General features: G+C 67.1%; 7 protein-coding genes. 6 read left to right on the top strand and 1 reads right to left on the bottom strand.

The annotated features are described in order from the left end of the window. Window positions 1-1,247: LuxR family transcriptional regulator (locus GPA_RS04635; protein WP_156791128.1), on the bottom strand; the 1,247-nt coding region annotated here is incomplete at its 3' end. Window positions 1,248-1,470: 223 nt separating this feature from the next. On the opposite strand from GPA_RS04635, the gene GPA_RS04630 reads away from it, so the two are divergent. The 6 genes from GPA_RS04630 to GPA_RS04605 form a co-directional block, all read left to right on the top strand. Further along, on the top strand, window positions 1,471-2,055 hold the full coding sequence (locus tag GPA_RS04630) for a 4Fe-4S dicluster domain-containing protein (protein WP_041239097.1): 585 nt from the start codon (window positions 1,471-1,473) through the stop codon (window positions 2,053-2,055). 232 nt (window positions 2,056-2,287) lie between these two features. Next, a complete protein-coding gene (locus GPA_RS04625) occupies window positions 2,288-4,702 on the top strand; it encodes a DMSO/selenate family reductase complex A subunit (protein WP_015539093.1) in 2,415 nt (804 codons plus the stop codon). 25 nt (window positions 4,703-4,727) lie between these two features. Beyond that, a complete protein-coding gene (locus GPA_RS04620) occupies window positions 4,728-5,348 on the top strand; it encodes a 4Fe-4S dicluster domain-containing protein (RefSeq protein WP_015539092.1) in 621 nt (206 codons plus the stop codon). Window position 5,349: 1 nt separating this feature from the next. Further along, window positions 5,350-6,213: a dimethyl sulfoxide reductase anchor subunit family protein gene (locus GPA_RS16680; RefSeq protein WP_015539091.1), complete on the top strand. Its 864-nt coding sequence runs from the start codon at window positions 5,350-5,352 to the stop codon at window positions 6,211-6,213. A gap of 361 nt (window positions 6,214-6,574) precedes the next feature. Continuing rightward, window positions 6,575-7,228, top strand: a complete 654-nt coding sequence (gene dmsD / locus GPA_RS04610; RefSeq protein WP_015539090.1) for a Tat proofreading chaperone DmsD — start codon at window positions 6,575-6,577, stop codon at window positions 7,226-7,228. A 9-nt stretch (window positions 7,229-7,237) separates the two neighbouring features. After that, window positions 7,238-7,813 (top strand): dimethyl sulfoxide reductase anchor subunit family protein (locus GPA_RS04605; protein WP_167536600.1); only part of this gene is annotated, 576 nt, incomplete at its 3' end.

Genomic DNA, 7,813 nt, shown 5'->3' with positions numbered 1-7,813 from the left:
CGCGCCGCCTCGCCGGCGGGTCGCAGCGCCACCAGCTCGATGCTCTCCGCGTCGCTGCCGCGTGCGAATATCCGGCGGAACCCGCCCTGTCCCACGAAGTACATGAGCCCCAGCAGGTACACGGCCACCAGCGCCACCACGGCCACCGGCTCGATGCCGGTGACGGAGATCTGCTCGGCGAACGACCCGCCGATGAACCCCACGTCGTGCAGCGCGTACACCACGCCGCCGAAGAACCCGTACACGAACACGGGGTTGATGCCGCGGTCGCGCGATGCCTGCGCGCACTGTATCATCATGAGCACGATGGCCACGCTGTACACGGCGTACAGGATGGCCGCGAGCCACTGCGCATACGCCACCATGAGGAACGGCAGCAGCAGAAACGACGTGATGACGAACGGGAACACCACGCGGTAGGCGCCCACCACGTTCATGCGCAGGTTCTTGAACTGCCACAGCACCAGCACCGTGACCGCCGCCACGAGCGAGCCGGCCATGGACAGCACGTTCACCAGCGCTCCCACCTGCGGTTCGCCGATGGCCAACGAGCGCATGATGCCCGTGCAGAACCCGAGCGCTCCCACGCAGAACGCGCTGCGCCAGTAGTCGCGCACCACGGTGCGGTACACGTGCGGGTGGTCGCGCGGCACGTCCTCGAACATGGGCTGGTCGCGGTCGATCTCGCGGCTTTTCAAAACAATGGCCAGGCCGAACAGCGGCAGGAACACAAGCGGTATGAGGTAGGCCGTCACCGCCTGCGGTATGAGGTACAGCGCGAAGTACATGACGGCCGCATAGGCCGTGCCCACGATGAGGTCGCGGTTGCCGTGGTCGGCATCGAAGCTGGCGAACAGCCGCTGCCACAGCATGAAGAACCCGGCCGAACCCAGTCCCAGCAGGCCGCCGCCTACCACCACGAGCGGAAGGGCCCAGGCGTCCAGGTAGATGGCCGCAATGAGGCAACACCAGCCAAGGAAGTAAGGCGCGGCGGCCAGCATGACCATGAAGCGCCGCGTGGGCCCGGGCAGGAAGTACACGCCGAAGGCGCTGGCGAAGTAGCTTGCCGAGAACACGAGCGATTGCGCCAGGAAGAACCAGAACACGATCTCGGGCGTCTGGAACTCCAAGGGCAGGAACGGAAACACGCCTCCCCATACGCCGGCGGCATTGATGGCCAGGAACAGCGCGTAGCCGAGCGACGTGACGTTCGGCTTCAGTATGCGGATGACGGCTGCTGGCTGCAAAGGGCTCCCCCGGGTTTTATCGGACATGCGACGAGAGACAGGAGTGCAGTATAGCCGATTGGGCTCGCCCGTGCCTGCCGCAGGGCCGGGGCACGCGTTACGCCGGGGCAACGGGGTGCCCACGGTTCGTTGAATGCTCTGGTGATCGGCACCGTTGCAGAAGCGGTGCCCGATACCATGACGTGATGGGTTGTGGAGCGGAGGGGATGATGAAAGGAACAACGTGCCCTATGGATTTCACGTCGACGCCGTGCGCTGCGTCGGATGCCGCGCCTGCGTCGACGCCTGCTGTGCGCAGTGCCGCGTGCCGGACGAGCTATCCTGCCGCACCGTGACCTCCTACGAAGGCGGCGTTTGGGAGGAGGCGCCCGACGGCACCTGCTCGCTCATCTTGTTTGCGTACTTCATCTCGGTAAGCTGCCTGCACTGCGCCCGCCCTGCCTGCATGGCTGCTTGCACGGAGGAGGCGTTGCGCAAGCAGCCGGGTACCGGCCTTATGAGCGTGGTGACCGCCCTCTGCACCGGGTGCGGGGACTGCGCCCGGGCGTGCCCCTACGGTGTGGTGAAGATCGACCCGCGCCATGGCGTGGCCGTCATCTGCGATGCCTGCGCCGCCGTCATAGAGGCGGGCAAGCAGCCCGCTTGCGTGGAAGCCTGTCCCGAGGACGCGCTCCATTTCGGCGAGATGCGCGACCTCCGCGCCGCCTATGGCGAGCTGGCGAGCATCCCGCCGCTGCCTCCCGCGGACGCCACGTACCCCAGCCTGGTGCTCACGGCGCCGCCGGCACTGTTGAGCGCCCTGCGCTGACGGTTGGGGCGGCGGCGGGGAGCGCTGTCACATACACCCTCACATGCAGGCAGTTGACCTGCGAATACTCAAAGTTCCCACATTTTATGTGACACGCGTTTTCTCCGATAAGGGTATGGTAGGCCCCGTTATGGAGCCGTTTCCGTCTTGGGGGGAACCCGAAAGGCGGACCGGCAAGGCGTCCGGCGCGGGAGGCGCGGGACGCATCGAGGACTACCGAAGGGGGAGTGTCATGTCAGACATCATGCCGAGTCTGAGCCGCCGTACGTTCATGAAGACGACCGGTGCGCTCGGTGCGCTGGCAGCCGTGGGCGGCAGCGTGGCCGCCACGAACACGCTCTTCGGGGCGGGCGTGCCGCAAGCGCATGCCGCCGCCGAGGAGACCGTCACGTGGGGCCACTGCGCCATCAACTGCCCGGGCCGCTGCAGCCTGAAGTTCCACGTGCAGGATGACGAAGTGGTGTGGGTGGATACCTACACGAGCAAGGACGCGGGCTTCGACGACCCGCAGCCGCGCGCCTGCCTGCGCGGCCGCAGCTATCGTCGCTGGCTTGCCAGCCCCGACCGCATCAACTACCCCATGAAGCGCGTGGGGAAGCGCGGCGAGGGCAAGTACGAGCAGATCAGCTGGGACGAGGCCATCGACCTTGCAGCCACGAAGCTCAAGGAGGTCATCGACAAGTACGGCAACGAGGCCGTGTACGTGCCCTACGCCACCGGCGTGTCGGCCACCACGTCGCGTCCGTTCAACCGCTTCCTGAACCTCGTGGGCGGCTACCTGAACTTCTACAACAGCTACTCCACGGCGCAGATCTCCTGCATCACGCCCTACATGTACGGCTCCAAGGGCAACGGCGGCAGCTCGTTCAAGACGGCGGAGGACGCCAAGCTCGTGCTCATCTTCGGCTCCAGCCCCACCGAGACGCGCCAGGGCGGCCTGACCACGCACTACGACTGGGTGCACCTGCGCGAGCGCACGGGCGCGAAGATCTACATGATCGACTACCGCATGAACGACTCCATCTCGGGCCATTCCGAGCAGTGGCTGCCCATCAACCCGGGCACCGATGCGGCGCTCGTGGCCGGCATCGCCCACTACCTTATCAAGAACGACCTGGTGGACCTGGACTTCCTGCACACGTACTGCCAGGGTTACGACGAGGAGACCATGCCCGAGGCCTATAAGGGCAAGAACCTGTCCTACTACTCCTACATCATGGGCGAGGGCTACGACAAGGTGGAGAAGACGCCCGAGTGGGCTGCCAAGATCACCGGCATTCCGGCCGAGCGCATCGAGGAGCTGGCCGAGGAGATCGGCACGACGAAGCCCCTCTACGTGAACCAGGGCTGGGGCCCGCAGCGCCGCAGCAACGGCGAGTGGACGGCCTGGGCCATCATGGCGCTGCCCTGCCTGGTGGGCCAGATCGGCCTGCCTGGCACGAACAACGGCACCCGCGAGGACCGCACGAGCCCGGCGAGCGTGTCCATGGACGCCGGCAAGAACCCGGTGAAGACCTCCATCCCGTGCTTCCTGTTCACCGATGCCATCGACCATGGCACCGAGATGACGGCGAAGAACGCCGGCGTGAAGAACGCCGACGCGCTCAAGGTGAACATCAAGTACATGATCAACTACGCCGGCAACTGCCTGACCAACCAGCACTCCGACATCAACAAGGCGCACGACGTCCTGGCCGACGAGAGCAAGTGCGAGTTCATCCTGGGCATCGACACGGTCATGTGCGACTCGCTGAAGTACTCCGACGTCATCCTGCCCGACCTGTTCCGCTTCGAGCAGACCTCGCAGATCTCCACTGGCTCCGACACGGGCTACATGATCACGGGCACGGCCTGCACGTCGCCCAAGTTCGAGCGCAAGACCGCCTACGAGATGGCCACGCTCATGGCCGAGAAGTTCGGCGTGGCCGACGAGTTCACCGAGGGCAAGACCGAGGAAGAGCGCATCAAGGAGCAGTACGAGAAGGCGCGCGAGAAGAGCCCGAAGCTTCCCACCTGGGATGAGGCCGTGGAGATGGGCGTGTACATCGAGGAGCACGCGCCGGTGGTGTCCATGAAGAAGTTCCGCGACGACCCGGTGGCGAACAAGCTGGACACGCCGTCCGGCAAGATCGAGATATTCTCCGAGAAGCTGCTCGAATTCACCGAGGGCTGGGAGCTCGAGGCCGACGACACGCTGCCCGGCTTGGACACCATGCCCCCGATCCCCGTGTACCTGCCCGAGTGGTACGGCGTGGAGAACACGACCGACGAGTACCCGCTCGCGCTGTCCGGCTTCCACTACCGCGGCCGCATCCATAGCTCGTGGGGCTTCATGCCCGAGCTCAAGGAGGTCAACCCGCAGGAAGCCTGGATCAACCCGGTGGACGCGGAGCCCCGCGGCATCGAGCAGGGCGATACGGTGCGCGTGAAGAACGAGTTCGGCGAGATCGAGCTGTTGGCCAAGGTCACGCCCCGCGTGGTTCCCGGCACGGTGGCGGTTTCCCAGGGCGCGTGGCACGACGCCGACATGGCGGGCGACCGCGTGGACAAGGGCGGCAGCATCAACACGCTCACGACCCAGCGTCCCTCGCCCCTGTCGAAGGGCAACCCGCAGCACACGAACATCTGCGAAGTCGTGAAGGCATAGCGGCGAGGAAAGGAGAGGATAGATCATGACGCATTACGCATTTTCTTTCGACGGCACTCGCTGCACCGGTTGCAAGACCTGCGAGATGGCCTGCAAGGATTACAAGGATCTTGACCTGGGCGTCGCGTACCGCAAAGTGTACGAGGTGACGAGCGGCGAGACGGTGAGGGACGCCAACGGCTGCTTCACCTCCACGTGCACGAGCTACCCGCTGTCGCTGTCGTGCAACCACTGCGACGACCCGGCGTGCACGAAGGTGTGCCCCACGGGCGCCATGCACAAGGATGCGGAGACGGGCCTCGTGTCCGTTGACGCCGACAAGTGCGTGGGCTGCGGCTACTGCCACATGGCCTGCCCGTACAACGCGCCGAAGGTGGACCGCTCCAAGGGCCACTCCGTGAAGTGCGACGGCTGCGCCGAGCGCGTGGCGGCCGGCGAGAAGCCGGTGTGCGTGGAGGCCTGCCCGGCCCGCGCGCTCGACTTCGGCACGGTTGAGGAGATGTCCAAGGTAGGCGAGCGCGGCAACATCGCGCCGCTGCCCGAGCCGCACTACACGAACCCGAACCTGTTCATCAAGCCTTCCGCGGATGCCAAGCCTGCCGGCAGCGCCGACGGCAAGGTCGTCAACCCCCTGGAGGTGATGTAGCATGGAGGCCGCATTCGCCGAACTGCCTCTGGCGCTGTTCACGACCCTGGCCCCGATGGGCGCCGGCGCCTTCATCGCGCTCGCGCTGGCCTTCTTCACCACGACGTTCACCGACGACCAGGTGAAGAAGATCGACCGCATGACGCTCATCCCGCTCGTCGTGGTGCTCGTGGGCTTCGCCGCCTCGTTCTTCCACCTGGCCTCGCCGCTGCACGCGGCCGGCGTGTTCGCCGGCATCGGCTCCTCGCCGCTGTCGAACGAGATCCTCGTGGGCTCGCTGTTCGTGGTGCTGGCCCTGGTGTACGTGATCCTGGCGCTGGCCGGCAAGCTCTCCGGCGCTGCGCGCAAGGGCCTCGTGGCCGTGGTGGCCGTGGCCGCCGCCGTGTTCGCCTGCTTCACCGGCATGGCCTACATGATGGAGACCATCGCCTCGTGGAACTCGCCGCTCGTGGTGGTGCAGCTGCTGGGCTTCGCCCTGCTGGGCGGTATGCCGCTGGGCACGCTGGTGCTGGGCCTGGCGGGGGCGCTGCCTGACGCGCTCAAGGGCTCGTTCAAGACGGCCGGCATCGTGGTGGCCGCAGCCGGCGCGGTGCTTGCCATCGGCGGGTTCTGCGTCCAGGTCATGGGCGTGGGCGGCATGGAGAATGCCCTCGTGTCCGGCGCCGACCTCGTGGCCGACGTCACCATCTACCTTGCGGTGGCCGTGGCCAGCCTCGTGCTGGCGGCGGCGGGCACCGTGGCGGCGCTCCTGGGCAAGAGCCCGGTGGCAATGGCCGGCTTCGGCGCGGTCATGGCCGTGATCGGCATCTTCGTCGCCCGCCTCGTGTTCTACGCCGTGCAGCTCTCGGTGGGCCTGAGCTTCTAGCGCACCACCTTGCTGGTAAGGAAGGGAGCGCTCCCTTCCTTACCAGCCGGCCGGGTGCTTGCGCGCCGGGGCTGCCGCCCCGGCGCATCCGGTCAACCTCGCAAGTTGCCGAATGCGCCGGACGGCTCTCCCGATACGCGCGTCGCCGACCGGCTTGCAGGAAGGGTACGCCCCCCCCCGACCGGCTTGCAGGGAGGGTACGCGCTCCCCCTTCGACCAGCTTGCAGGGAGAGCACGCGCTCCCCCTTCGACCGGCTTGCCGGGAGGGTACGCGCGCACGGTTCTGAAACGAAAACTTTGACGGAGGCAAGGTACGCTACAATGTGGCGTACCTTGCTGGTTTCGACGGAGGGGACGAACTATGGACGAGAACATGCAGGACGGCTCGGACGTGCTCGAGGGCATCGCCTTCGTGGGCGAGACGCTGGGGCCGTTCTTCCTTCAGGACCCGAAGACGGGCGAGGCCGGGGCGGCGTTCCAGGCGTTGGCGGCGCTCGACGTGGACGCGGCCGCTGCGGAGTGGCCGTTCGCGGGCGAGGCCGAGGCGCGCGCCTGTCTGGCGCTCATGAAGGAGGGCCTTGCGCACGGCATCGAGGACGACGACCTGGTGTGGGAGTACCGCCGCCTGTTCGTCGGCCCGGCGCCGAAGCCGGCGCCGCCGTGGGGATCGGTGTACACCGACCGCGAGTGCGTCGTGTTCGGCGAGAGCACGCTCGCCCTGCGCGCTTGGATGCGCGCCCAGGGCATCGCGCGGCTCGTGGACGATAAGACCCCCGAGGACCACATCGGCCTCATGCTCGTGCTCATGGCGTGGATCGCCCGCAACCAGCCCGCCGACCTGGACGACTACCTGCGCCTGCACCTGCTGCCGTGGTCGTCGCACTTCCTGGACGAGCTGGCCGAGGCTGCAAAGCAGCCGTTCTACGAGGGCCTTGCCCGCCTGGCGAAGGCGAGCCTCGAGGGCATCCAGTCCGAGCGCGCCCTCGACGTGGCCTACCCGCGGTTCTACCGCTAGGAGGGGCTCATGCTGTCGGGGATGGGCACGGCGCTGGGCGAGATCACGCTCGTCCTGTTCACGACGCTCGCGCCGTCGGGCGTCGTCGCGTTCATCCTCATGGGCCTGCCGCTTCTGCGCGCGGACCTGGCTGCCGACGCGCGGCGGCGCATCAACCAGTTCCTAAGCATTCCGCTCGTCACTGCCATGGTGGGGCTCGTGGCCTCGGCCACCCACCTGGGCAATCCGGCGAACGCCCTCTACGTGTTCCTGGGCGTGGGCCGCAGCCCGCTTTCCACTGAGGTGTTCTGCGCCGTGGTGTTCCTTGCGCTGGCGGGGGTGTACTGGCTCTACTCGTTCGCGGAGCGCCCGCGCGTCGGCCTGCAGCGCCCCTGGATGGTGCTGGCCATGGCGGCGGGCATCGTGTTCGTCACGTCCGTGGCCTTCGCCTACAACGCCGAGACCATCGTATCGTGGTACACGGTGTACGTGCCGCTGAACCTGTGGCTGAACGCGTTGGTGGGCGGCCCGGTCCTTGCGCTCGTGGGCCTGCGTGCCGCGCGTTGGGAGCCGGCGTGCGGCCGCTTCGGACGCGCGGCGCTGGCG

The sequence above is a fragment of the Gordonibacter pamelaeae 7-10-1-b genome (genome assembly GCF_000210055.1).
Classification (GTDB): domain Bacteria; phylum Actinomycetota; class Coriobacteriia; order Coriobacteriales; family Eggerthellaceae; genus Gordonibacter; species Gordonibacter pamelaeae.
Note: the sequence above shows the minus strand (reverse complement) of the source record. Positions and strands in the feature narration are given on the sequence as shown.